This window comes from Zeaxanthinibacter sp. PT1 (genome assembly GCF_028464225.1).
Lineage (GTDB): Bacteria > Bacteroidota > Bacteroidia > Flavobacteriales > Flavobacteriaceae > Zeaxanthinibacter.
On record NZ_JAQPCN010000002.1, the window covers coordinates 219813 to 245296 of the forward strand.

At 44.0% G+C, this 25484-nt stretch carries 26 protein-coding genes; 4 read left to right on the forward strand and 22 right to left on the reverse strand.

Going from position 1 to position 25484, the window contains the following annotated elements; genetic code table 11:
• Positions 1–28 precede the first annotated feature (28 nt).
• From PP178_RS07995 to PP178_RS08005, 3 genes are all read right to left on the reverse strand, one after another.
• On the reverse strand, positions 29–928 hold the full coding sequence (locus tag PP178_RS07995; protein WP_272593818.1) for a serine hydrolase: 900 nt from the start codon (positions 926–928) through the stop codon (positions 29–31).
• 195 nt (positions 929–1123) lie between these two features.
• The gene (locus PP178_RS08000) at positions 1124–1555 is read right to left on the reverse strand and encodes an FKBP-type peptidyl-prolyl cis-trans isomerase (RefSeq protein WP_272593819.1); all 432 of its coding nucleotides are present in this window, start codon (positions 1553–1555) and stop codon (positions 1124–1126) included.
• A gap of 123 nt (positions 1556–1678) precedes the next feature.
• On the reverse strand, positions 1679–2635 hold the full coding sequence (locus PP178_RS08005) for a nuclear transport factor 2 family protein (protein WP_272593820.1): 957 nt from the start codon (positions 2633–2635) through the stop codon (positions 1679–1681).
• Positions 2636–2852: 217 nt separating this feature from the next.
• On the opposite strand from PP178_RS08005, the gene PP178_RS08010 reads away from it, so the two are divergent.
• Entirely contained in the window at positions 2853–4115 is a 1263-nt protein-coding gene (locus PP178_RS08010) for a mechanosensitive ion channel family protein (protein ID WP_272593821.1), read from the forward strand.
• 41 nt (positions 4116–4156) lie between these two features.
• Here PP178_RS08010 and PP178_RS08015 read toward each other — a convergent pair whose 3' ends face one another.
• Positions 4157–4576 (reverse strand): OsmC family protein, encoded by a 420-nt coding sequence (locus tag PP178_RS08015; protein ID WP_272593822.1) that lies wholly within the window; start codon positions 4574–4576, stop codon positions 4157–4159.
• Positions 4577–4929: 353 nt separating this feature from the next.
• On the opposite strand from PP178_RS08015, the gene PP178_RS08020 reads away from it, so the two are divergent.
• Together PP178_RS08020 and PP178_RS08025 are read left to right on the forward strand one after the other, a co-directional pair.
• Positions 4930–5085: a YqaE/Pmp3 family membrane protein gene (locus PP178_RS08020; protein WP_272593823.1), complete on the forward strand. Its 156-nt coding sequence runs from the start codon at positions 4930–4932 to the stop codon at positions 5083–5085.
• A gap of 81 nt (positions 5086–5166) precedes the next feature.
• Positions 5167–5736 (forward strand): hypothetical protein, encoded by a 570-nt coding sequence (locus tag PP178_RS08025; protein WP_272593824.1) that lies wholly within the window; start codon positions 5167–5169, stop codon positions 5734–5736.
• A gap of 7 nt (positions 5737–5743) precedes the next feature.
• Here PP178_RS08025 and PP178_RS08030 read toward each other — a convergent pair whose 3' ends face one another.
• The 3 genes from PP178_RS08030 to PP178_RS08040 all read right to left on the reverse strand — a co-directional run bounded on the left by PP178_RS08030 (position 5744) and on the right by PP178_RS08040 (position 12129).
• Complete coding sequence (locus PP178_RS08030) at positions 5744–7273, reverse strand: GH3 family domain-containing protein (RefSeq protein ID WP_272593825.1); 1530 nt, start codon at positions 7271–7273, stop codon at positions 5744–5746.
• 162 nt (positions 7274–7435) lie between these two features.
• A complete protein-coding gene (locus PP178_RS08035; protein ID WP_272593826.1) occupies positions 7436–10684 on the reverse strand; it encodes a VPS10 domain-containing protein in 3249 nt (1082 codons plus the stop codon).
• A 176-nt stretch (positions 10685–10860) separates the two neighbouring features.
• Positions 10861–12129 carry an FAD-dependent oxidoreductase gene (locus PP178_RS08040; RefSeq protein ID WP_272593827.1) on the reverse strand — a complete coding sequence of 423 codons (1269 nt, stop codon included), beginning with the start codon at positions 12127–12129 and terminating at the stop codon, positions 10861–10863.
• 104 nt (positions 12130–12233) lie between these two features.
• Here PP178_RS08040 and PP178_RS08045 point away from each other — a divergent pair, with 104 nt between their 5' ends.
• Entirely contained in the window at positions 12234–12590 is a 357-nt protein-coding gene (locus tag PP178_RS08045; protein WP_272593828.1) for a DoxX family protein, read from the forward strand.
• Here the strand turns inward: PP178_RS08045 and PP178_RS08050 are convergent.
• The 15 genes from PP178_RS08050 to PP178_RS08120 all read right to left on the reverse strand — a co-directional run bounded on the left by PP178_RS08050 (position 12587) and on the right by PP178_RS08120 (position 25484).
• The gene (locus PP178_RS08050; protein WP_272593829.1) at positions 12587–12952 is read right to left on the reverse strand and encodes a DoxX family protein; all 366 of its coding nucleotides are present in this window, start codon (positions 12950–12952) and stop codon (positions 12587–12589) included. The two genes, PP178_RS08045 and PP178_RS08050, sit on opposite strands and share 4 nt — an antisense overlap.
• 33 nt (positions 12953–12985) lie before the next feature.
• Complete coding sequence (locus PP178_RS08055; protein WP_272593830.1) at positions 12986–15094, reverse strand: elongation factor G; 2109 nt, start codon at positions 15092–15094, stop codon at positions 12986–12988.
• Between the two features lie 244 nt (positions 15095–15338).
• Positions 15339–16136 (reverse strand): hypothetical protein, encoded by a 798-nt coding sequence (locus PP178_RS08060; protein WP_272593831.1) that lies wholly within the window; start codon positions 16134–16136, stop codon positions 15339–15341.
• Positions 16137–16244: 108 nt separating this feature from the next.
• Complete coding sequence (locus tag PP178_RS08065) at positions 16245–16985, reverse strand: protein-L-isoaspartate(D-aspartate) O-methyltransferase (RefSeq protein WP_272593832.1); 741 nt, start codon at positions 16983–16985, stop codon at positions 16245–16247.
• Between the two features lie 109 nt (positions 16986–17094).
• Positions 17095–17688: a hypothetical protein gene (locus PP178_RS08070; protein ID WP_272593833.1), complete on the reverse strand. Its 594-nt coding sequence runs from the start codon at positions 17686–17688 to the stop codon at positions 17095–17097.
• 2 nt (positions 17689–17690) lie between these two features.
• Positions 17691–18182 (reverse strand): RNA polymerase sigma factor, encoded by a 492-nt coding sequence (locus PP178_RS08075; RefSeq protein WP_272593834.1) that lies wholly within the window; start codon positions 18180–18182, stop codon positions 17691–17693.
• 108 nt (positions 18183–18290) lie between these two features.
• Positions 18291–18557 (reverse strand): hypothetical protein, encoded by a 267-nt coding sequence (locus PP178_RS08080; protein WP_272593835.1) that lies wholly within the window; start codon positions 18555–18557, stop codon positions 18291–18293.
• Positions 18554–19570: a M4 family metallopeptidase gene (locus PP178_RS08085; RefSeq protein ID WP_272593836.1), complete on the reverse strand. Its 1017-nt coding sequence runs from the start codon at positions 19568–19570 to the stop codon at positions 18554–18556. The genes PP178_RS08080 and PP178_RS08085 overlap by 4 nt, the downstream gene beginning before the upstream one ends.
• Before the next feature lie 64 nt (positions 19571–19634).
• The gene (locus PP178_RS08090) at positions 19635–20246 is read right to left on the reverse strand and encodes a nucleotidyltransferase family protein (protein ID WP_272593837.1); all 612 of its coding nucleotides are present in this window, start codon (positions 20244–20246) and stop codon (positions 19635–19637) included.
• A complete protein-coding gene (locus tag PP178_RS08095) occupies positions 20243–21253 on the reverse strand; it encodes an XdhC family protein (protein ID WP_272593838.1) in 1011 nt (336 codons plus the stop codon). Before PP178_RS08095 ends, PP178_RS08090 begins: the two co-directional genes overlap by 4 nt.
• Positions 21254–22465, reverse strand: a complete 1212-nt coding sequence (locus PP178_RS08100; protein WP_272593839.1) for a molybdopterin molybdotransferase MoeA — start codon at positions 22463–22465, stop codon at positions 21254–21256.
• 25 nt (positions 22466–22490) lie between these two features.
• Positions 22491–23567 (reverse strand): HesA/MoeB/ThiF family protein, encoded by a 1077-nt coding sequence (locus PP178_RS08105; protein WP_272593840.1) that lies wholly within the window; start codon positions 23565–23567, stop codon positions 22491–22493.
• Entirely contained in the window at positions 23557–24180 is a 624-nt protein-coding gene (locus PP178_RS08110; RefSeq protein ID WP_272593841.1) for an NTP transferase domain-containing protein, read from the reverse strand. The genes PP178_RS08105 and PP178_RS08110 overlap by 11 nt, the downstream gene beginning before the upstream one ends.
• A gap of 12 nt (positions 24181–24192) precedes the next feature.
• Positions 24193–25176 (reverse strand): GTP 3',8-cyclase MoaA, encoded by a 984-nt coding sequence (gene moaA, locus PP178_RS08115; protein ID WP_272593842.1) that lies wholly within the window; start codon positions 25174–25176, stop codon positions 24193–24195.
• A 62-nt stretch (positions 25177–25238) separates the two neighbouring features.
• The gene (locus PP178_RS08120) at positions 25239–25484 is read right to left on the reverse strand and encodes a MoaD/ThiS family protein (RefSeq protein ID WP_272593843.1); all 246 of its coding nucleotides are present in this window, start codon (positions 25482–25484) and stop codon (positions 25239–25241) included.

Genomic DNA, 25484 nt, shown 5'->3' on the forward strand with positions numbered 1-25484 from the left:
CCGGCTTATTAGGTCTGCTCAAAAGTACTTATAATTGGTGGCTTTTTTTGATAACATTTTCAAGGGGGCGAACTACTCTTCTCATAATCTGTTCCCCATAAGCGTCATCTACCAGCACTACAATGATATAACGCCGGTTAGGGCCCCAGACAAGAGCAGAATCTGAGTGATAGTTTCGCCAGGATCCCGATTTTCGGTAAAGTTTTGCTTTGGGTGCAATTCGGTCAAGGGTATTCACAAATTTATGATGTAATCCTGGGTCTACCATGATATCCAACATTTGCTCAGACCGTTCTTTACTCACCAGTTCACCCATGGCCAACATATAATAAAAGTTACTCACTTGCCTGGTAGTTGCAGCATGGCTCAGACCCTTCATAGGCTCAGGATGCCTGAGTCCGCCGGCAGCATAGCGCTTCCCGACCCAAAGGCCTCCCCCCTCTTCTTCATCGTAAAGTTTATATTTAGGGTTGCGCAAGGTAGATTCTATTCGGTCATAGCCCAAACGGTCTATCATCCGGGTAGAGGCCTGATTATTTGACTTCCTTATCATCAGGGTAAGATCTTCTATAACCTCCGGAGTTTCTTTCAGTGTTCCATCCTCCATGGCATCCATGGCAGCCAAAAGAATTGCAATTTTCGGCAGGCTAGCCGCATACATCATGTGGTCGTCATTTAAGCCGGCATATCGGACATTATCCAGGTCTGACAGATCGACCAAGCCGACGGTCATTTTCTTATTGTTGATCAGCTTTTTCCAGGTAGGGTTATTACAAAGTTCTGATTTAAGCAATTTCCTTAATTTTTCGCTGTGAAGTTCCGTCAGGGGCTTCACTTCCTCCTTCTGGGCAATAGGCAAAGAAGGCTGTGCAAGAAGCATTTGGACGAAGCATAATGCAGCTAAGAATAATGGAACACGTTTTATCATAAATTAATGCGATTTTGTAAAAAACTAGCGCAATATTAATACATTTCAAAATCGACTCTCATAAAATTTTGATAAAGTCGTACAGAAGTGCATCCCGTGCTTCAATATATTGAGAAAGAGTTTTTTACAAACAAAAAAACCACCCTGAAAAGGGTGGTTTAATGTATCTATCCGGAAATTAAATTCCTGGGAATATTATCCTTTGATCTCTACAACTTCCAGGTCAAAAACCAAGTCGTGTCCTGCTAAAGGATGGTTAGCGTCTATCACGATGTGCTCATCGTGTACTTCAGCTACCCTAAGCTGACGCTGGGAACCGTCAGGGTTCTGAGCCATAAGACCCATTCCTACTTCCGGCTCAATCTCCTGAGGCAATTCTGATTTCGGTACCTCCTGGAAGAGTTCTTTGCGTACGTCTCCGTAGGCTTTATCCTGAGGAACAGTAACGGTCTTCTTTTCTTTGACCTCCATATCGATCAGTCCTTCTTCAAAACCTGGAATCAACATTCCCTGACCCAATTGAATTTCAAGTGGATCTCTTCCTTCAGAACTGTCAAAAACCTGACCATTCTCTAATTTTCCAGTGTAATGTACTAGTACTGTGTCGTTTTCTTTTACTTTGCTCATCTAAACTTAATTATCTAATTTTCAATACTGTTATAAACGACAAAACTAGGAAATATTGAACGGCTGAACGAATAAACCCCCGGTTAATCCGGGGGTTTTACATAATCTTAACAATATGTAAGCCTATTCTGAGGCGGTATCCGACTTCTTCCCCTCTGCTTTCAGTACAGCACTGCTGTAATATCCCATACTATCTGTGATCTTACCTTCATCATTAAAGCCATGAATAAACATAACCGGAAAAGTGATCTTAGCCTGATCGGATTTTCTGACCAGGTAAAAGTTCCACCAGGATAAAACGTCTTTTTGATCACCCAGGTCGTACTCCAGGTAATCAGGGTACCCGCGGACATCGATACTCTTAATTTCAAAATCTTCTAAAAATTTCTTGGTCCACATTTTATCCTCTTCCAGGGACATGCTTTCACCGGGTGGCATTTCCAGGTCCCTGAAACTTGCATCCGGGCTGAAATAGCTGTAAGCCTCATCAAAATCCCCGAATTCCATGGCATGTAACATTTTCCTTACGGTATTAATATTTTCATGGTTCTTGTATATCGTCCCGTTAACTAGGTCTTTCTGGCTGGTCCATATTTCCCTGAAGGGTTGGGAATTGTTATAATTGATGACCATGTTTATTTTTCCGTCCTTGTCCATCCGGTATAGGCGATGCATAGGCATGTCGAGCTTTACACCCGTCTCCTTATGAACACCTTTTATATGATCCCAGGATTGCACCCAGACCCCGCTGTCGTCGTACTCGATCGCATCGGGATATGCGCCTTCTGAAGGCTTAACACTCAGGTGATTAAAATTTTTATGCCACCAATTTAAGCCTTTCAAGAAATTTTCCTTGTTACCCCCTTTGGCTTCTTTATTAGTCGTGGTACCATTGTATACCTTAAAATCATCTGCGAGGTAGGAAGCTAATCTGGCTGAATCACCTTCCACCCAGGCCTTGCTGAACGCATCCACCGTGCTGATCGCAGGATGCTCAATATAAACAGTTCCATTTTTCTTTTTTTGGGCGGCCAGACCTAAAGTCATCAGCAGTGCCATCATAAATACCAGTTGTTTCATTTTCTTATGGTTAAAAGTTACCTGCCAGAGTTACATATAAAATGAAGATTGAGCGCCTGTTTACGGACGAACACTGCGAAAAATTGTCCGGGCAGACGTTTAATATTAGCAAGGGATGGGTGGAGCACAGTTATCATTCCATACCTGGAAACAGCCTATGGGGGATTCATGGTCTCAAACGACTATTTTACTGTACTTTTGTTCAAAATTTCCACCTATGGATAACGGATTTATACACTTGCTGTATGATTATTTCCTTGAGCTGGGCATGAGTGAGTATGCCGCCAACCTGCTCAATATAACCACCTTGTTTGCAACCTCTCTCCTATTGGCCCTGCTGATGGATTATATCATCTGGAAGATACTGCGCTTTGTAACCATAAATATCGCCAGGCGCAGTCGTACCAATTTTGATAATTTCCTGGTGACCAACCGGGTTCCTCGCGGTGTAGCTCACTTATTACCGCTGGTCTTTATCCTGGAAATGATAAAACTGATATTCGTAGACTATCCAACCATCGGATATTGGGTGCTTAAATTTTTCCAGGTATTTGCCGTTATCCTGGTGTTACGCATCGTGAAAAGGGTACTGGCAAGTATTAAAGATTACCTTAAGACACTTCCCAGGTTCAGAGATAAACCGATAGACAGTTATATACAGGTGTTTATGATCTTTGCCTGGGCGGCAGGCCTGTTAATGGTAATTGCTCTGCTCACCGGGAGTACACTCTGGAAGTTTTTTGCCAGTTTTGGTGCCGCCTCGGCTATTATCTTACTCATCTTCAAGGATACTATCCTCGGCCTTGTAGCCAGTATTCAAGTCAGTGCGAACGACATGGTTCGTATAGGAGATTGGATCACTTTTGAAAAGTTTGGCGCTGATGGGAATGTTGTAGAGATCAATTTGGCCACGGTAAAGGTCCAGAACTTTGATATGACTATTACCACTATCCCAACCTACTCCCTTATCGCTGATTCTTTCCAGAACTGGAGGGGAATGCGTGAAGCTGGTGGACGGCGTATTAAACGAGCAATCATACTGCAGCAGAGCAGTGTTCGCTTCCTCGGTTCAGAAGAAGTGGAGTCCTTGAAGAAGATACAGCTGATCGCAGCTTATATTACGCAGAGAAGTGAGAAAATTGATCAGCATAACAAGGACCACCACGCCGATAAATCCCTGCCTATAAATGGCAGGAACCTGACCAACTTAGGGTTGTTCCGTAAATATGCAGAAACTTACCTGGAACAGCATTCGGCCATCAATAAAAAGATGACCCTGATGTGCAGGCAGATGGCACCCACCCCCCAGGGTATACCTATAGAGATCTATGCCTTTAGTACAGATAAGCGCTGGGAAAATTATGAATATATCATGGCCGATATATTTGATCACCTGATTGCCGCCACACCCTACTTTGGCTTAAAGATTTTTGAATTACCTTCTTCTTTTGAGCCTGCTAAAGCACAAGAGATTGCCTAAAAAAAAAGTCCGGTCCTGGCTTTTTCAAATAGTTGACAAAATCAGTTCTTTAACTCGGTTTCCAGGATAATTTCGGCCTTTAGCAATTTTGAGATAGGGCAGATGTCCTTGGCTTTTTTAGCGAGCTTTTCAAATTCTTCTTTTTCTATACCGGGAACCTTTGCTGAAAGGCTAAGGGTACTGTGTGTTATATTCCCATCTTCAAAGGTGATCTTGGAGTCTACATCTAAAGATTCCGGGGCATGCCCTTCTTCACTCAACACAAAACTGAGCTGCATGGCAAAACAACCCGCATGTGCCGCTCCTACCAATTCCTCGGGATTGGTTCCTACTTCGTCCTTAAACCGTGTATAGAAGGAATATGATGTGTCTTTTAGTACATTGCTTTGGGTTGTCAGTTTCCCGGATCCTTCCATCCCGCTTCCTTTCCACTGCGCTTTCGCTCTTCTTATAAATTTCATATTATTTTTTTAAAAATTTTATAATCAACAACTTGTAAATAACTAATTAAATATATTATTCAAATAATCGAGTAAGGTGATAAAACCTCATCTTTTCCTGCTTTCAACGGAACAGCTAGAACAACAACATAAAAAGCATCGCCAGGCTATGAATATTTACATTTTTCACAATACTGGGTTTAGTACTTAAAAATACGATTTTTATTGATCTTCTTTCCCCAATGCTTACTGTACAGCTATACTTGTACTAGGTTTATCATTTTTATTTGGAATGGACTAAATATTATTTTGATGCCACCCGGGAGTTTGCCAAAGAATTGGCATATTATGGTGAAATATTAAAACAATAGAATATGTCTTTAGTTACCATTATATTAAATCTCCTCCTTCCACCACTAGCTGTATTTCTAAAGCACGGTTTGGGAGGAACATTTTTGATCAATCTATTACTGACCTTATTGGGCTGGTTGCCCGGGGTGATTCATGCATTTATTGTGAACTCCAAATAATAAACCATTACATTGAGAAGAAAAGGGCCACCAGCCAGAGTGGCCTTTTTTTTACATACTCCATAGTTTTACCCTTAAGAAATGCATCAAAAACAAATCTCTCCCTACCACTCAGTTCCCACGAGTATTGAAGACGAAGCACGAAAAGCCCTCTCCTATTACCCGGTTTTAGCAAAAACCCACATTACCTTTAAATTCAAAGAAGATATCAGGAAATCTACCATGCAGGCTCAGCCGGATTTTAAAACCATACTGGGTGCTAAGGAAAAGAGAAAATATTATGTGTTGATCAGTAACCGGTTCAAGATTTCCGGACAGGAATTCAGGACCAGGGATATTCCACCCGAGATCATGATAGGCTGGCTGGGGCACGAATTAGGGCATATCCTCGACTATACACACAGATCCGGGTTAAATTTAATGTGGTTTGGCTTCAGGTACCTATTCTTCAGCAATTCGATCAAAGCGGCCGAACGCACGGCAGATGCCTTCGCGGTGGCTAACGGGATGGAGCAGTATATACTAAAGACCAAGGAATTTATATTGAACCATGCCGCAATTTCACCGGAGTACAAGAACCGGATAAAAAAATTCTACCTGAGCCCGGAAGAAATCATGGAAATGGTCGCAGAGCGAAATAAAGCCGGTTAAGCGATGATCAGCTGTTGGTTTCCCCGGCTACAAATTCTTCCCATTCCCGGAACTTATCTTCTCCCATGACCCGTTCCATTTTTACCTGCCCTCCTTTTTTCTTGTTCCTACCGTTCCATTCGTAAAATACTGAAGGTGCAATGCAGTGAACCTTGACGCCTTCTAAGGCTTTTGATCTGGCTACCCGGTAATTCTTATTAGCTTCTTTCAGGTACTCATCCAGTACTGCAGCAATGCGGGTATTTTCCATTTTAGTCTTTGTACCAAGGTACCAGGTATGGTAAAACCCATCCTCATATCGCTTGGCACATAAAGTGTACTCAGGAATTTTCAATTCCAGTTCATCCTCCAGTTGCTTTACGGCATCATCCAGCTTGTTTACGGATAACTGGGAACCTACGGTGTTGAGAAAAAACTTGGTCCGTCCGGTGATAATAATCTCCGCCCGTTCCATGTTAGTAAAACTAATAGTGTCACCAATGAGGTATCGCCAGGCCCCGGACACCGTACTGATCACCAGAACATAGTCCTTACCTTCTTCTACCTCAGACAAATTCAGGCAAGGTGCATCCTGTGTGATCGATCCGTCCTGTAAAATATAGTCCGGCTCAAAAGGGACAAATTCAAAATAGATACCATTATCCGTGATCAGTTTCATCGCATGGGTCTCCGGGCGGGATTGAAAAGCGATAAAACCCTCGGATGCCAGGTAGGTATCGATCACGGTCACCGGTTTACCCATCAAGGCCCTAAAACTTTTTTCATAGGGCCCGAAGGCGACCCCACCGGATGTGTATACCTGGAGGTTCGGCCAGATCTGGTGAATATGGTCCAAACCATGTTTTTCAATCACCTTTTCTAACATTAATTCTATGCACGAAGGAATCCCGCTTAGTGCCCCGATATCCCATTCCGGAGCTTTTTCTGCGATCTGTGCCACACGCCTGTCCCAGTCGTCTATTGAAGCGATTTCTTCTCCCGGTTTGTAATATTTCCGAAACCAGAATGGAATATTACTGGCACTTATACCACTGATCTCACCCTCTAAGCGACCATCGTTTTCTTCCAGATCTGTAGAACTGCCCAACATCAGGATTTCTTTTTCAAAAAAATCGGCAGGAAATTCAAAGTTGCTCAGAGAGAAAACCTGTTTGATTCCGGCCTGCCTGATAGATTCTATCATAGCATCCGTTACCGGTATTCTTTTGCTGGTTTTCCCGGTAGTTCCTGAACTCATGGCAAAATACGAACTGGAACCCGGCCATGTAATATCTGCTTCCCCATCCAGTTGTCTCTGCCACCAGCGTTCGTACATTTCATTGTAGTCATAGAACGGTATGGCTTCTGAAAAGGCTTTTTCAGTATTTTCGGCTTGTAACAGGGCTTCAAAATTATAGTGCCTTCCAAATACAGTATCCCTGGCAGTCGTCAGTAAATGCTTAAGTACATCGCGTTGTTCCTCGATGGGGTCAGATGCTGTTGTTAGGGCGTCCTTAACCTCTATTACTCCTTTGATTATATTTCCTAGTATCGCCATAATTATTCCGGGTATACACAAAAATAGGTCTTATAGGGGCCTCGGGGGTATCCTTAAACAATTTATATGTGTTCAATGGAGTAGCCATTCAGGCCAAAAAAATAAGGGCCTGCCCATTAATGTGGAGCAGACCCTTTTTTCAAGGTGATATGATATGTGTTTTTAATCGATCAGGCCCTGACCTTCAATCACCGGTGCGCCTGCTGCTATCAGCTCTGCTTCCAGCTTAGGAATCGTGGTATTGATCATTGTTTTAAGACGTGTCTCTACCGTATTCAGTTGCGAGATTCCTCTATCCAAAGCCTTGTTATGATTGGCTGTAGGACCATAGGTATTAGACAGGCCTCTTGAAGCAGCGCTCAGCGCTTCTCCCGGAGATGGCGGGTTCCTGTCCCCGATCTCGTTCTTGGCGGCATTACCTTCCATGATGGTCTGTAAAGACTGTAACTCCTGTCCTGCCTGGTAAATACGGCTATAAAGCTCAGGGCTAGGCTTACTGGCTTTGTCAAGTGCTCGTTTCATTGCAGAAACTTTAGCAACACTTTCCTTCAGGGTATTCCTGACAGCGTACATTTCACTTTGGAAATTGTTAAGCTTCTCCCTGTATGCCTCGATTTCTTCTTTTGACTTAGAAGGAAGGGCTCCTTCAGCAAGTGGAACGACCTCGAAACTTTCAGGACCGGCCAGTTGTTCCAGGGATCCATCTACCCATTGGGACAGGGTTACACTGTAGGTTCCCGGGGTAACATAATAGGATCTGCGATTCCACCGATTAACCTCACCGCTGGGTGCTTGCAGGGAAACCCCAGATCTGTCTGCATGCCTGAGATCCCAGGCAACTCGATTAAACCCTTTCTTATTGGTTCCGTCAACCGTATTGATCACGTTGCCCTTCGCATCCCTTATTGTCAGCACCAATTCCGGTTTTTGTTGGTTGGCCTCCTCCGCAAGGGCCTCCCACCCGGGAAATTCAATATCACTACCGGATTTAGCCATTTCCTTCTCTTTTTCCTGGCGTTCATCCCTGAGTGTTTTCAGTTTTTCCGGGAGGTAATAGGTGATTACTGCCCCGAAAGGAGGATTATCTCCTGTATAGTGTGTATGACCCTGGCTATCCATACCGTCTCGCTGAACATACAGGTGAGTCGTATTTACCGGGAATAATTGAGTCTCCTTGGCCATGGATTGGTTCATGGCTCTCAAAGGACTGATATCGTCCAAGATATAGAAGCCACGTCCAAATGAAGCAGCAACCAGGTCATCTTCGTCCCGCTGTATGGTGATATCCCTGAACGCGATAGTTGGAAGACCTCCCTTTAGTTGTGTCCAGCTTTTTCCACCGTCTTTGGTCATGTAAATCCCATATTCTGTTGCAGCGAACAATAGGTTCTTATCCTTATGATCCTGAACAATTCTCCATGTGAGTAAGCGATTCGGAAGGTTGGCATTAATATTGGTCCAACTGCGTCCCATATCGGTGCTTTTCAGCAAGAAGGGCCGATAGTCCCCTTCCTTATGATTATCGAGAACCAGGTACACTGTACCGGCATCATAAAGGTCTGCGCGTACATCGTTTACAAATGCCCTGTCTGGAACCCCTTTTATATTACCCAGCATAATCTTCCTCCAGGTATTACCGCCATCTTCAGATACCGATAACATCCCATCATCAGTTCCAGCATAAAGAACGCCTTCTTTAACAGGAGATTCTGATAAGGAAGTAATCGTGTTGTATTCAGACATGGCGTTCACATCCCAGGCGTTGTCCCAGCTTTGTTTCTTGCCCATGATCGGTAAGGTCATGCGCTCTTCATTTCGGGTAAGATCATCGGAAACAGCGGTCCATTCATCTCCCCTGTTCTCTGATTTCCAAACGCGGTAAGAACCAAAATAGATCCTGGACGGTTTGTGCGGACTCACCAGTATGGGTGCATCCCAGTTAAAACGCTCATGAGGCTCTCCAGGTCCGGGCTGAGGCTGTATATAGACGGTCTCACCGGTTTTCTGGTCGATACGCCAAAGTACACCTTGTTGAAATTCTCCGTAAGTGATATCCGGGTTACCGGGTTCTGTAGCCGACTGGTGACCATCTGCACCTAATGTTTTCCACCAATCAAAATTGGTAATCCCACCTTCACTGGTAGTCTGCGATGGTCCACCATGTGAACCGTTATCCTGGGTGCCTCCATAAATATGGTAGAAAGGTTTTGCATCATCTACTGCTACCTTGTAGTACTGGGTGATCGGCAGGTTAGAGAAGTATCTCCAGGTCTCTGTAAGATCATAAGATTCATATAATCCACCGTCAGTACCGAATAATACATAATCCGGATCAGACTTTTTAAAGGCCATCGCATGACTGTCAACGTGTTTTTTGTCCTCGTTCATCCGAGAAAAATTCTTGCCGTGATCATCAGAGATCAACACGTAGTTGTTCATCAGGTACAGACGTCCTTCCTGGTGTGGTGACGCATACAATTCCTGGTAGTAATGTGGTCCTGTCCCACCGGAAACGGCATCGGATTGCTTGCTCCATGAAGCTCCGCCATCGCGGGAGATAAAAACACCTCCTTTAAGACGCTCCAGTTCTATAGCAGCATAGATGGTCTGGGAATCAAAAGGAGAAATGGCTATTCCAATTTTTCCAAGCTTGGCATTGGGAATTCCGTTTTTGAGTGCTGTCCAGGTCTCTCCCCCGTCCGTACTTTTATGAAGGCCGGATCCCGGTCCACCTCCAAGGTATTTGTCTACGGTTCTGTGCCTGTCCCAGGTAGCGGCATACAGCACATCAGGATTTGATGGATCCATGGCAATATCGGTAACCCCGGTCCATTCACTGTTGCCCAGTGTCCTGTTCCAGGTCTCCCCGCCATCTGTTGATTTATAAAACCCTCGCTCTCCGCCTTTACTCCATAAAGGTCCCTGAGAAGCCACAAAGATCACGTCCGAGTTTTCCGGGTGGACGATTATCTTAGATAGATGTTCAGAATTTTTAAGCCCCATGTTCTTCCAACTGTTTCCGCCATCATGGCTGACAAAAATTCCGTCACCAAAAGCAACATGCCTTCCACCGACGTTCTCACCGCTACCAACCCACACTGTACTGGGGTTGTTAGGATCTATGGTTACGCAGCCGATTGAATAAGTAGACTGGTCGTCAAAAATGGGTTTCCAGGTGGTTCCTGCATTGGTTGTTTTCCATACCCCTCCTGAGCCAACACCAATATACCAGGTGTTCTCATCTTGTGGATGAATGGCAATATCTGCAATTCGTCCGGAGGTTGTTGCCGGGCCAAGGGACCGGAATTCCAATCCCTTATAAATGACAGAATCCTGAGCGCTGGCAGTTGTTGCAGTCAGGATCATCACAAAGAGAATGGCAAAAAAGTAGTTTTTTCGCAATTTGTTCATTGTTTAAGTGGTATTTGTTTAAGCCTGTAAGATAATTAAATCACCATCCAACCTCCAAGAGAAGACGGGCCCGGAATAGGGCTTTTCATGTTAAAATATTCTTAATTAACAAAGAGGTAAAACATGCCTCTATGGCATAACATTGTAGTTTAAAAAAGTGTGTAAAGAATATAAGATCAACTTGCCATATTATGATCCTCAATCAGTGCAAGAGCAGCGCCTTCCCCGGAGGCCATGGCGGCATTTAAAGAACCATTAAGCAGGTAATCCCCGGCCAGGTAAGTATTCTTATCCAATCTATATGCAGACAAGGGTAAACGATTTTTAAGATCCTCTACTACAGGCAACCCTTTCCTAATGGCATAATGTTTTAAAAATTTCACATCATTGATATCGCAAAAGCGGGATAGGTCTGCTTCAACCTGTTTCCGTAAGTCGACGGAGCTAAGTTGGTGAGATTTTACGACCGTGACTGACAAGATATAAGGTATTCTGGAAACAGCTGATCCTTGTGGTAGGTATATGATCGAATTGATCAGGGCCTCGGAATCCGCTACTAAGCCGATAAGTGGTTTCCGAATTTCATCCTTTAGACATTCAAAATATATGGTGTCACTGCATTGCCATTGCACAGACCTCTCCCCTGTTCTGCCAGTTAGGTTAGTATCTGCAGTGGCAATTATGATATGATCGGATAGTTGCTGAGACCCATCTTCAAAACTGATTGCCCCGTCTTTTACCTGGTACACCGGCCTGTTGTATTTGATCTTTGTTCGGCCGAGTTTTGATACGAGCTGGTCCGTTATTACTCCAATGCCATCCTTAGGAATCAGGGCACTTCCCTTGCCAAACATCTTATAGACAAATTTGAACATGCGACAGGAAGTCTGTAAATGCTCTTCGAGGAAAATTCCGCTAAAAAAAGGCAGGAAGAAATTGGTCATCATACTATCCGAGAACCCTTTCTGTAACAAGTAGTCCCTTGTAGGGATGTCCTCTCCATTAAAAATGTCTTTCAGGGATGTAGCTTGTAATTCCAGGTTGAGTCGTGCCACCTTTAATTTATCAGAAAATGTAGCCGATCCCGCCTTGATCGTCGGCCAAAGCAGGGCGATATTTCTCAATGGGTCTCCTATGATTTCTCTACGGCCATTATTGAAAATCATGGCACCGGGCCAGAGTTCTATCGGTTCCAGAGCCTGTATATCGAGGTATTGCTGTACTTTGGGATAGGCCTCTAGCAATACCTGGAAGCCGATATCTAAATGATAGCCATTAATGATTTCTGTCTTTACTCTTCCGCCGGCACTACCCGATGCTTCATAAATGACAGGGGCAAATCCATGCTTTTCCAGGACTAAAGCTGCGGTTAAACCACTGATCCCGGCCCCGATGATATGGACCCGGGCTTTTTTGTCCATAATTCTTTGTTCCGTTCTACTCATTAATGAACAGTGTACCTTTAAAATCTATTGTTTTCAATTGGCGTATCTTTATCATGTTCCATTAGTTCATCGGGATACTCCCCTGACTCACTAGCGAATCTTTTATGGAGTTCATATACTACCTTACGCTAATCTCGGTTTTTTCTTTTATTTTCTTCGGTATTGCCTGCCTTTCAACACCTAAGATGAAAAGTGAATTTGTACGATATGGCCTGGAAAAATACAGGGTGCTTACCGGGGCTTTGCAGCTCACTGGGGCGACCGGGATGTTATTAGGTATCTGGTTTTCAAATATTCTTGTCATTCTTGCTGCTTCAGGCCTGAGTATACTGATGTTTATGGGATTCATCGTGAGATTAAGAATAAAAGACTCTATAGTACTGGCCCTTCCCTCCTTCTCATTTGCAGTCCTGAATCTTTATATCGCCCTTTATTTTATACTAGAACATTTTGGTATTTAACCCAAGAATGCAATCAGGAGACACATCACCAGGAACAAAGCAGCCGGGAACGATTTGATCAGCGGATCATTAATCTTAAAATGCATAACTATTGATCCGGCGAGTAAAGCAGCCAGGGCCAGTGCTACAGGTTGTTTTAATGCAGGAAACCAGACCCCTGCAATCAGCAGCAAGGCAAGCATTACTTTTAAAGTTCCTACAACGTAGCACATCCACTCCGGGAGACCGTATACCTTAAATTCCTCCAGGATGTTCTGGGCATCCCCGCCCCTGTATTTTGTGGGCTTGTTGTATTGTACCAGCCAAACATTAAGAAGGCTTAAGCCCACTATTACCTGCAGGGCAACTATGAAATAATACATAAATAATTAGATAAGTTTTTTAAATATAAGTAATTAACTCATAGCGCTGGTCAAAGATGCCTGTATGTTATTGGGTACAGCCTTAAAAGAAGAAAAAGCTGATTTAAATGTAGCCTTCCCCTGTGTTAGCGACCTAAGGTTGGTAGAATAGCCAAACAGCTCTGCCTCGGGTACTGCACATTTCAGGATCTGATATTGGTCTATACTGTCTATCCCCTGTATAATAGAACGTCTTGATTGCAGGTCGGTCATAACACTTCCCACCATCTCTTCCGGTACTTTCACCGTTAATTCCTGTATGGGTTCCAGCAGTTTTGGTTTGGCATTCAGGAATGCTTCCTTGAACGCATGAGCACCGGCAATCTTAAAGGAAATATCGTTGGAATCTACCGGGTGCATCTTACCGTCGTAGACCATTACCCTAATGTCGCGGATATAGGAACCGGTGAGCGGACCGGATTCCATGACTTCAAGGATGCCCTTCCTGATAGATGGCAGGTATCTGGCGTCTATGACTCCACCTACGATACAATTATAAAATACCAATTTTCCACCCCATGGCAGGTCTATTTCATCTTTCCCCCGGATGTTGAAACCCTGGGGTTCGTTCATGCCTTCTAACCAAGGCTCTATTTTAAGATGTACTTCTCCAAATTGCCCGGCTCCGCCCGACTGTTTTTTATGCCGGTAACTGGCAGCGGCAGAGCGCTGTATGGTCTCCCGGTAAGCAATCTTTGGTGCCTCAAAAACAGCGGTAACTCCATATACATTTTCCAACAACCATTTAATCGTGGCCAGGTGAAGTTCTCCCTGGCAACCGAGTATCAGCTGTTTTAGTTCTGTAGAGTATTTCACCACAACTGTAGGGTCCTGGCTATGAAGTTTCCTAAGTGCATCGGAAAGTTTTTCCTCATCCTGTTGCTTTTCAGCACTGATGGATTTTCGGGTCCTGGGTTGAGGGTACTGTATAGGTTTTATGGTTGCCGGGTGCCCGGGAGTATACAAGGTATCATTGGTCTCCGTATGCTTTAATTTGAGAGTTGCCCCTATATCTCCAACTTCGAGCCGATTTACAGCCTCACGTTTTTTTCCATCCATGATAAATAGCTGGTTCAGAATCTCGGTCTCCCCATTCCTGGAATTCTCCATCTTATCATTGACATGAAGCACTCCTGATTTCACTTTGAAAAAAGTGATCTGACCCAAATTGGGCTGGTAAATGGTTTTAAAAACAAACAAGGTGGCCGGACTATCTTTTTTGCGTTCAAGAAGATCCCCTTCAACGGTTTGTTCCGGTGGCAGGTCTGCTGCTGCCGGTGCAACATTATCGATAAAGCCCATGAGACGTCCACTCCCCATATCCTGCAGGGCAGAAACGCAAAAGACCGGGAACAGTTCATGATTCAGCATCCCGGCCTTTATACCTTGTCTCATTTCATCTTCGTTCAAGGTGCCTTTTTCGAAGAATAACTCCATCAGTGCCTCATCGTTCTCTGCTGCTTTTTCTACAAGTTCATTGTGCAGGGTATTGGCTTTTTCTTTTTGATCCTCCGGAATGGCTAACTTTTCCGGTTTACCCCCTGTCTCCGGGAATTTATAGCATTTCATCTTCAGGACATCTACAATACATTGTGCCCCGTCTATGGTCATAGGATACTGAATGATCACGGCATTGTTCCCGACCAGGTCTCGTATACTGCGGATACTTTTTTCGTAGTTCGCGTTAATATGGTCTATCTGGTTGATAACAAATACCGTCGGTTTATTATAGGTATCGATATAATTCCAGATAATTTCTGTTCCAATCTCCACCCCATGTTGAGCGTTGAGGACTGTTACGATGGTATCCGCTACACGTATGGAAGAAATGATCTCTCCTACAAAATCATCCAGCCCGGGGGTGTCTATGATATTGATCTTATAGTTTCGCCACTCGGTGTGCAGGGGTGTCGCGAAAACCGAGGTACCTCTGTGTTGTTCAATTTCATGGTAATCAGATACCGTGTTACCTTGTTCAACAGTTCCTCTCCGGTTAATGAGGCCTGCCTCAAATAACATGGTTTCCGCAAGGGTTGTTTTACCGCTGGAATGAGCCCCTACGAAAACCACATTTTTAATGTGTTTGTCGTCATATACTTTCATAATGGATGGTTTTTGGTCTAGTAAAGGTTATTTGGCCAGAAAGCGCTCCATTAAGATAGCAATTTTTTGTTTTGATCTTTTTAGTAATTCCAATTAAATGAGGTAGTTAAGCCATTCATAGTTGAAAATTGGCGGGTAATAGTCCTCAGACCTCGATGGCCCAGCTTCAGTAGGCTAAATTGATATCAAAAAAAATCCCTGTTGCTTATTCAACAACAGGGATTTTTAATAAAGGTGTTTTATGTTAATCCAGTTCAATCTCTTGAGTTGCACCATTTGGATAGATCACGGTTGCGATATTATCACATTCACCGTCCCCGAAGTTCACGACTACGACCAGCCCGTTCTTATCAAGGGTCATAGCTCCGCTTACAAAGTATTCACATCCCAGGTTACCTACGATGGCTTCAGGGATATCTACGGAATAGGTATGGCCGTCAGCCATAACCGTCCATTCACCACTAATTTCAATGGTAGTGGTTTCAAGGCTGTCGCCTAAGGTAAGGGTAAGCGTCCTGGTGCCTTCTTCCGATATTTCTGAACCGTCTTCAAGGACAACATTCATATCACTGGTTACGGAAAAACAGAATTTAGATGCGTCTTCGTGATCGATCATGGTGTAGGTTCTACTTCCATTAACCTTAATTTGTCCAATATAGAAATCGGTGAAGGTAGCGGTAAAAGTCTTGCTGTTGGAAGTCCTGTCAAAGGTCATTTCCAGGGTTCCGTTCATGTTATCGGTACCATTCAGGTTACAATTATTGAACGTAACCATGTATCCTGTTTCTGTGTATTCGGCTTGGTAACACTCGTTCCCTTTTGCCGATTTGCCGCTGGTTCCATCGTCTGTGAATATATCAGTTAATACGGCATCAACAGCCCCTGTATACTCACTGGATTCCATTACGGTCTCTAAATCTTCTGGTGCAAGTTGCTCTTCAGGTAAGGCAGCAGTCTCGTTATCTTTACTACAGCCTACGGCCACTAATGCAGTTAACAGTATCATTCCTGCATATTTGCCAAGAAATTGAACTTTTTTCATCTGGTAATTGTTTGAGGTTTTGATAAGTAAACGAAGCTAAAGCTGATTTAGTACAATGGGCAGCCGCTTTAAACTATCTGGTGATTCAAGATCCTAGGTTGTAATTCGTTAGTTTCGTGTAAAGGGGACAAAACGAACAGCCATTACCCTCTTTTTCCGGAAAGTATTTCCCTTCCTGCTAATTATCGTAAGTTGCCTGACCCCGTTATGTGGTCCCACGGGAATCACCATCCTGCCCCCGTCCGCCAGTTGTTGCAATAGTGGTTCGGGTACTTCTGTAGCTCCGGCAGTGACCACTATAGCATCGAATGGGCCCTTATCTGGCCATCCCGCATAACCATCCCCAATCTTTACATAAACATTAGAATACCCCAGCTCAGAGAGCAATTCGCTAGCTTGTTGCCCCAGTTTTGGTACAATTTCAATAGTGTATACTTGTGCGGCAATTTCTCCAAGAATGGCGGCCTGGTACCCGGAGCCAGTACCTATTTCGAGAACTTTTTCTGATGGGCTTAATTCTGCTGCTTCGGTCATGAACGCAACGATATATGGTTGTGAGATCGTTTGTCCTTCTCCAATAGAAAGAGCACGATCTGAATAGGCTGCGATCCGGATATTTTCAGGAACAAAGAGATGCCTTGGTACTTTTCTCATGGCAGCCAGTGTTGCCTGGTCTTTAATACCCCTGTTCTCTATCTGCAAAACTACCATGTTCTCCCTGGCTACATCCCAGGCCTCTTGAGAAAAACCGGCTTGCATCATCAGCAACGGACCGATCAAGCGCAATAAATTAACTGGCCATAAATTAACAGTTATCAACTTTTTAAAGATAGCTTTCGTCCTGTTCATGACAGATGATATGATTTATGCGTATTATCTTTTCAGATCAGAACTCGTCAAGATACTACAGGGGTCAATATACTGAATATCAAAAACATACATTTGTTCACTTCGCTGTTTATGGTTTAATATCTTCTATAAGGTCTTCCGCAGATCCGGTGATTTTCAGATACATTCGGTACCCCCACCTGCTAAAGAATAGCAAACCGATCAATACAAGGACGATAAAATACCAGATCTCTGTCTCTTGAAATACATCTTTATCGTTCATGATCTTGCCGGTGAGTGCCAGCGTGACAAAAAAGAAAATAAAGCTGCTAAAAATCCCTATCCGCTGAAGGAACAAGAGCCGGTTTTTAGCCTTGGTGTATGCCACTATTGTATCCTTATACGGATTATTGATCAGGTCTATGGCCTTGATTTTTCTAAGCGCCAGGAGCACCGATGTTGGCAGTACCACTAGGAAAGCAATGGCAAATATGCCACAGGCCTGGTAGAAAAAGGTATCAAGTTTGTCAAAATTGAACAGGACAAATCCTGCAGAGAGTATGCAGATCACCGTTCCTGCGGTTTCATAACGGGTTATTTTATCAAATTTCCTCCGATATTTTTGCTGTGTCATTTCCATGATGATTTTATGATTTAGTTTTTTCTGTTTCTCAACCTCCTGACTGAGTTCTGTCCAGACCTGTTGTAATTCTTCAAGTTCCATCGCTACGCCTTTTTGGTCATCTTATTCCTTAATCGCTCTTTTATTCTCGAAATCCTGGTACCTACATTTGTTTTGGATAAGCCCGTGATCTCCCCTATCTCTTCGTATTTCTTGCCTTCAAGCACAAGGAGTATCAATCCCTTATCCAGGGAGTTTAATTGGTCAATCTGCTCATACATGGCCTGGAGTCGCTCTTCAAATTGTTTGTCATAAGGCTCTGCCTGCCGAATATTAAGATGATCCAGTGTTACAGCGCGAGGTTGCCGTTTCTCTTTCCGGATCCTGCTGAAAGCAGTATTTAATGCAACCCTGTACATCCAGGTACTTATCTTAGACTCGTTCCTGAACGAGTCATAAGCTGTCCACAACTGGTATACGATATCCTGGTACAGGTCCTGTTGTTCTGAAACCGAATTGGTATACACCGTTGTTATCTTGTAAATAACTCCTTCGTGTTCCTGGATTATAGCTACAAAGGCTTCTTCCTTGGTCATTTATTGGTCGATTACAACTCATTAGTATACTGTCACCTTAAAAGATCACACTAAAACTCAGAAATTTTATTTTTTATAAAGCGAGAAGAAAATATAACGGACTCCAAACTATTGATCAGCTTTTATTTGTTCGAGGAATTTGCGGAGGGCAGGCGGGTGATTCTGTTCATCAAAAATGGCTTCTATGATGTCGTCATCGTTTTCCAGGAACCAACTGTATTGCTCCCCGTCATTCAAGGGTGGTTTGGTTGGCAAATGAGATTCCCGTAAGGCTGACAACAGGATTTTCCGCTCTTCTTCATCGAGGCTGACATCCCCTTCGTAAGTCCGCCTGATTCCTGTAAATCCACCGTCGACAATCACCTTATATTTCATACTAATTGTGTTTCCAGTCCTACTGAATTAAAGCTGCGACTAACAGCGTCTGTTGCATTATCCGAAATGCGGCCCTCTGATGATAGTTTTTGGGTAACATCCAGGATCACGTCTACCATATCCTGGAAATTACTGGTTCGCCACAACTTTTTCAGGGTGTGGTACCAGACCAGGGCGCATTGTTCTATACCTATCTTTACGCAACAGAGGTAAAAAGCACGGTTGGGTATTCCGGAATTAATATGCACACCGTAATGATCATCAGAACCACTGTAATAATTATCCATATGCGCCGGTTGGCGATCAAATTCATTGGCACTGCCTGGCTCCTTCATGGATCTTATGGCAATTCCGGGAAAGGCTGATGTTACTATGGTATCCCCGATCAGCCAATCGGCCTCCTCTATATTTTGTTCCAGGTATTTTTGTTTTACGATGGTAGCAAATACATCCGAAAAATGCTCATTCAGCGCCCCGGGCTGACCTTTGTATTCTAGGTTGGCCATGAACTGGGTAACCCCATGGGTAAGTTCGTGTGCCACAACATCAATAGCGCTGGCAAAATTCTTGAATTCAATTCCGTCCCCATCACCATAGGTCATTTCATCACCATCCCAATAGGCATTGTTATAGGCTTTTCCATAATGCACGTTAGAGATCACGGGCATACCCATATTGTCCATGGAATTCAGACCAAAGGTGTTTTCAAAATAATCGCGTACAAAGCCCGAGGTCTCAAAAGCCTCGTTCACCACAACATCCCCGGATGGTTTATCTTCCTCTGTCCTTTGTAAGGAAACTCGTTGCTCATACTGCCCCTGGGAATCGTAGACAAATCGCTCTCCATCCCGTTCTGCTCTTGGTCTTAAAAGTAGGTTATTCAGGGCTTCGTTTCTTTTAGAAAGGATCCTCCGGGTGTCATTCAGTGCTTTCTTGCAGGATATATTCCCTTGCTTGGCAAGGGCTTCAAGGATGTGAGGAGGAATGATAAAACAAATTTTTCCGGTACACATAGTGGCGTTTTTCCTACAATTTCGAATCTTTTTACTAAGCTTGCAAATGTTTTTTCCTCCAAGGCTATTTACTGGAATCTCCCTGTTTTTTCTTTATGCGCTCATAATCACTTAGCGTGTCTATATCGGCTATATAAGAAGAGCCATCAATGGTAGCAATCATTTCAGATTCTGAGGAAAGCATTTTCTGAGCCCCCCTGTCCCCATCTAAAGCCAGAAGATCTTTAAACCGGCGCTGGTCAAAAAGGGCCGGGACTCCAATCTTATCACCATATCGGGTAGCCACTATTTCCGAGTCATGTTCTTGCCAATATGATATCAACCGGTCCAGGTAAGCTGTGTCAATAAGAGGCTGATCACCTAAGACAATAAGAATTCCCTTCAGTTGTGGTTTATTAAGCAGTATGTTCCGCACCCCAAACGCAATAGAACTGCCCAATCCCTGCTGCCATTCAGGGTTGATCATAAGATGCTCTGAAGGAGCATTCCAGTCGTCAATGATTTCGTCTGCAAAAGCACCGAGAACTACGTAGGATTCAGTAGCAGTGGTGGCCCTGCAATTAGCATATACGTGTTCTAATAGAGTTTTACCGTTCCACGGAAGCAATTGTTTGACCGGTTCCATCCGGGAAGATGCACCTGCCGCCATGATCAATATCGCTAAATCTTTATTCAATGGTGTATTCTACCCTTTTTGTCCTTTAGCGGCATAGGTTCTTGCTGCCTTATGACCGCCAGGATCTCTGCCACTATTGAAATGGCTATTTCCTGTGGAGTTTCTGCACCGATATTGAGTCCGGCTGGTCCCCGAAGCCGTTCCAGGAATTGTTCTGTAACTCCAGGGTCGTGCTCTATCAGGGCACCCAGCAATTTTTCTCTTCGTGAGGCAGGTCCTAATAAGCCCAAATAGGATGCAGGACAATCCTTTAAAGCCAAGAGGTATTGTAAATCTTTTACAAAACTGTGAGTCATAAGGACTATGGCGGTCCTGGAATCTATCATAGAAGTATCCAGTTGTTCCGGACTCACCGGGATCAGTTGGTCTATTCCGGGAAAGTCTGATACGGATTTCTCCTCCATGGGGTTGACAACCACCCGGACCTCCCAGCCGGTCGCACTGGCATACCGAGCTAATTCTACGGCATCGTGTTCACCCCCGATGATCAGTAAGCTAAAACAAGGAGATAGCTCCTGTTCCAGGCACGGAATGTTGACTTGCGACTTATATGCTATACGAAAAGGCAACTTTTGTCCGTTCAATACCATCTCCGACCCTGAAATGGTGGTGATGCCTTCTTTCTTTTCGTAATGTATATGGATTAGGATAGAATTTCTCTCTTGTAACTGTTTAAAAAACCGCGATGTAAAAACATCTCCGGGTTCAAAAGGTTCCAGTAAAATATACAGTATTCCCTCGCAACCCAGGCGGTACCTGCCATCGTAAGTCATCAACTTGGGCAGCCCGGTCTGGAAAACCTGTTGTGCTTGTCTCCAGATTTCTTTTTCTACACAGCCCCCACTGACAGCACCGGTCATAGTTCCATTTTCATCCAGCAGCATCCTTACCCCCGGTCGGCGATAGGAAGATCCTTCTAGGTGTACTACCGTTGCCAGAACTGTTTTTAAACCAGCCTCCCGGGCTCTCTGGTATTCGAGGACTATTTTTTTTAATTCGTGCAGCATTTAATGTAAGGTTCTTGTAGGCACAAAACGTACCGCTGTACCTTGTTTGTATGCCTCTTCCCTGGGTTCAAGACAAATAAAACCATCTGTCTGTGCCAGGCTTGCCAGGTCCCCGGAACCATTGCCGTGTACTATCCTGGCCTTAAGGCATCCACTGTCCCAATAGGTTTTTACCTGGATAAACTTAGTTAGTGTGCCCTTAATATCCATGTTCTCTGTAAGAACAACCTCTAACTCTTCTCCAGGGACCCCCAGAGACAGCCTTAACCAGTTCTTAAAATACAAATGATAATTGACAAAGGTAGATACAGGGTTCCCGGGAAAGGAAAATACTTGGGTATTAGACGCTTTTCTGCTCCCAAACCAAAATGGTTTCCCCGGTTGCTGGAGTACGCGGTGAAATATCTTTTCTACACCCAGGTCCTTCATGATACCAGGTATAAAATCATATTTACCCTTAGATACCCCTCCACTCAGAAGGAGTACATCCATTTCTTCAATGGCGTATTGCAGTTTTTGCCGGATCATATCCACATCATCATATACATGCAATAAGAGCGGGGTGATTCCTTCATTTCTTAATGCCGCGTAGAGCGTGTGGGCATTAGACTTCCTGATCTGGTGTGGCAAAGGGGTTTGTCCTACCTCTACCAATTCGTTTCCCGTAGAAATGATGGCCACTTTAGGAAGTTTCCTCACCTTGACCTGTTCGCACCCTACCGATGCGAGTATTCCAATTTCTGCAGGAGTAATCCTGCTGTTCTCCGTAATAAGAATATCACCCTTTTTAAGATCACTTCCACGGCGGTGTATATTCTGCCCTTTTACGGGCTTTGTTTTTAGTGTTGCCACCTGGTGTGCGATATCAATCTCTTCGTACATCACTACCGTGTCTGTATCCATAGGTACAACGGCTCCGGTCATGATCTCAACACAGTGTTCTGTCTCCCTGAGAGCAGTGAGTGGCTCTCCTGCAGGTACTACCGATTCTATCTCAAAATCTTTACGCCCACCTTGGAAAGATTCAAATCGAATAGCGATACCGTCCTTGGTGGCCCGGTCATATGGAGGGAAATCCCTGTCGGCATAAATATTTTCGGCCAGTACCCTGCCGCCTGCATCTTTGAGCAAAACAAGTTCTTCCCCATAACGACAAGCCTGGTTTAAAACTGCCTGCATTGCTTCCTTATAGGTAATCATCGTTTCTGTCATAGTTCTGTATAAATTCAATATATCACTACTGTTTGGTGGCCATACGGAGCGTATTCATACCTCCTTGGATCACGATGAGCCGTTCCGGGGCCACATGATCTTTCAGGAGTTCCCATGCCTTCTGGCTACGTACGCCGGAAGCACAGAGCAGGTAGACGTTTTTTGCAGGATGCAGTACATCCAGGTTCTGATCTAAGACATTTAAAGGGATATTAATGGCATTAGGTAAATGGTCTTCCCTGAATTCTTCTGTTGAACGTACGTCTATTAGCTGGTCAGAATCCGGATCGTATAGCTCTTTTAAGAAGAGTTCTATCTCCTGGCATTTCATTCGTGCATCGCAGCTAACACTGTTATAATCATTAGCCAGGTATTTGATTTGCCTGTTCTCTGCCTTTAAAGGATAACTTATTTGCTGGGAACGCTGTGAGAGTCCGTCAAAAAGCAGCAGTTTACCTGAAAGTACTTGACCAATACCCGTGATTACTTTTACAGCCTCGAGTGCTTGTAAGTTTCCTATAATCCCCGGCAAAACTCCCAATACCCCGTGTTGGTCACAATTTGCAATTTCACCACTCTTTGGCATTTCCGGGAAGAGGCAGCGGTAAGTTGGTCCTTCCATGTAATTAAATACGCTCAACTGTCCTTCAAAAGCATGTAAAGCACCATAAATAAAAGGCTTCCCTAATATGACACAAGCATCATTGATCAGGTACCGCGCCGGGAAATTATCTGTTGCATCAACTATGACATCATATTTCTCAATGATGTCCAAGGCATTATTCCGATCCAGGAAAAGCTGGTGACCCTTCAGATTTGTCTCTGAATTTTGCTTTTCCAAAAAGCGGATTGTAGCCTCCAATTTAGAGGTGCCACAATTTTCTTCAGTATATAAAACCTGCCGCTGTAAATTGTGAAGCTCCACCACATCTCCATCAACCAAACCCAATGTACCTACGCCCATGGCATTGAGGTACTGGGCAACAGGAAGACCCAAACCTCCTAACCCTACAATGAGCACCCTGGCATCAGCCAATTTTTTCTGGGCTTCCTGCCCAAAACTTTTTAATGTGGTCTGCCTGATGTAACGGTTACTTTTCACAACTTTTTAGTTTCTCATGGACTTCTTTATAATCTTGCAGGGAATTAGCATTGATAAGCCACTCATCTTTTGTCGCCCTAAGCAATTCGGTCTCTGAATTGATCAGAAATTTCCTCGGGCAGCTGCTCTGTGCATTTACCAGGTAAGCAATGGATTCTTCCAGGGCAGCGGGTTCCCAGATAGCTGCCAGGGGTTCCGGCAAATCGGATCGAGAGGTTGTAAAGGCGGTGGCTATCTTACCCGTCCTCCTGGAATTGAGCAGGGTGCGGATCCCTTCATCATCCATAAGCGGGAGATCGCAGGCAAGTACTAGCCATGCTGCTTCAGGAAATTGAGCATGCGCACTAAGAAGTCCGTTGTAGGGACCCCGATATTTATCTTGATCAATTATGGTATTGAAGTGGCTATCTAAGGAATCGAGTTGTTCCGATCGAATGCTCATGAATGTTTGATCGCAATAACGACTCAGTAGCTTGTACAAATATTCCCTTTGCGGTATTCCATGGTAGGAAATCAATCCTTTGTCCTGGCCCATCCTACTGCTTTGGCCCCCGCATAATACAAGTCCATAAAGCGGTGGCACTCCTTCTTTCTTATGATTCTCAGTATTCATAATTTCAATTCTTCAGCCTCCGATAGAGGTCATGGAATTCTCAAAAACTCCATCAAAATTTTCCTGTGCTTCAAAACCTGTTTTCGCCCTCTTACCGATGGCCTGTCTTACGGCTTTAGTAACTGCTTCAGCGCTATTATCCCCGCGGATCAGGTCCCTTATATTCGCTTTTGGTTTGCCATAGAGGCAGGTGATCACATCACCCTTAGCCGTAATCCTCAAGCGGTTACAACTACCACAAAAAGTTCTGCTGAATGAAGGGATGATTCCAAAACTTCCTCTATGCCCTTTAATCTTGTAATTTACAGAAGTGGAAGTTGCAGGAGATTCCAGCTTATCATACTCCGGGTAGACCGAACTTATGGTGTCCAGGATCTTTCGATGATCCCAGCGAATGCTATTAAAACTCTTACTTCCCCCATTAAAAGGCATCTCTTCCAGGAATCTTACCGATACGGGGTAGTCCTCAGCCAACTGAAGCATAGGGATGATCTCATCGGTATTCTGACCATCCAGGACAATACAATTGACTCGCACATTAAAACCCTTGTCAATCAACAGCTGCAGGTTTTGAAATACCAGATCATATTGATCTCTCCTGGTGATCCGCTTAAAATTTTCCCGGTCTATGGCATCTAAACTGACATTGACATTGGTCACCCCCAGTTCTTTCAGTTCTTCTATATAAGGACCGATCAGGGTGGCATTTGTCGTAATTGAAATGTCTTTCAGATCTTTTAAACCGGCCAGGAATCGCAATAATACCATCAGGTCTTTCCGAACAAAAGGCTCACCACCGGTAATCCTTATCTTATCAATTCCTTCTGCCACCATCAATGCACTCACCCGGCACAGTTCTTCCGTAGTCAGCAGTTGCTCTTTCTTAGCAAATTGTATGCCTTCTGAGGGCATACAATAATTGCAACGGAGGTTACAACGATCGGTCACCGCGAGTCTTAGGTAATTAATTGTTCTATGATGGTTGTCTATAAGCATATAAGCTGCTAATGGATTGATTGATAGCCTCCTGTTTGTAGGAAGTGCGATTTTTTTGGGTACTAACCACCGCTGACCGGTGGTATCAATGCAATTTCATCAAAATTATCGAGTTTAATGTCATCCTCGGCGTATGAATTATTGACGGCTACCAGGAGTGAAGACAAATTTTTCAACAACGGAAAAGTATCTTGCAGGTAGCTTCGGAGATCTCCGACGGTACGTATTGATGCAACCTTATCAACCGGCATTTGCAGGGCCTCGGCACCTACGATATCCCTGGTAACACCAAAAAGTAAGACAGTCAT